This window comes from Roseobacter sinensis (assembly GCF_025755255.1).
In the GTDB taxonomy this organism is placed as follows: Bacteria; Pseudomonadota; Alphaproteobacteria; order Rhodobacterales; family Rhodobacteraceae; genus Roseobacter; species Roseobacter sinensis.
Genome location: NZ_JALIEB010000069.1, coordinates 1 through 711 on the forward strand (window position 1 = coordinate 1; position 711 = coordinate 711).

General features: G+C 65.0%; 1 protein-coding gene. It reads right to left on the reverse strand.

The genetic code is table 11. The features are described 5' to 3' along the window. On the reverse strand, positions 1 to 701 hold a 701-nt coding region (locus MUB52_RS23925; protein WP_263846668.1), incomplete at its 3' end, for a CoA transferase subunit A. Positions 702 to 711: the final 10 nt, after the last annotated feature.

Below are 711 nucleotides of genomic sequence, written 5' to 3' on the forward strand. Positions count from 1 at the left end.
ACGGTGCGTTGTTCGATTCGTTTTTCGTGCGTGCCCTGCACGATGCGGTGCACGTAGATGCCGGGCAGGTGGATCGCGTCCGGATCCAGCGCCCCCAGCGGCACGATCTCCTCCACCTCGGCCACGCAGACCCGCCCGCACATCGCCGCCGGCGGGTTGAAGTTCCGCGCCGTCTTGCGGAACACCAGGTTGCCCGACGGATCCGCCTTCCACGCCTTCACGATGGACAGATCCGCGAAGATCCCGGGCTCGAGGATGTAGGTCTCGGGCGCGCCATCCGGGCCGGTGGGGAACTCCTTGTGCTCCTTGCCTTCGGCGATCACCGTGCCGACACCCGTCTTGGTGTAGAAACCGGGAATGCCGCAGCCGCCCGCGCGCATGCGCTCGGCCAGGGTGCCCTGCGGGTTGAACTCGAGCTCCAGCTCGCCGCAGAGATACTGGCGCATGAATTCGGCATTTTCGCCGACGTAAGAGCTGATCATCTTCTTCACCTGCCGCGTCTGCAGCAGGATCCCGATGCCGAAATCGTCCACACCGGCGTTGTTGGAGGCAAAGGTGAGGTCGCGCGTGCCTGCGTCCTTGATCGCCTGCAGGAGCACCTCCGGAATGCCGCAGAGCCCAAAGCCCCCCGCCGCGATCAGCATCCCGTCGTGCAGAACACCCTCCAGCGCCGAAGACGCCGTCTCAAAGATCTTGTTCATTTCGCTCCCC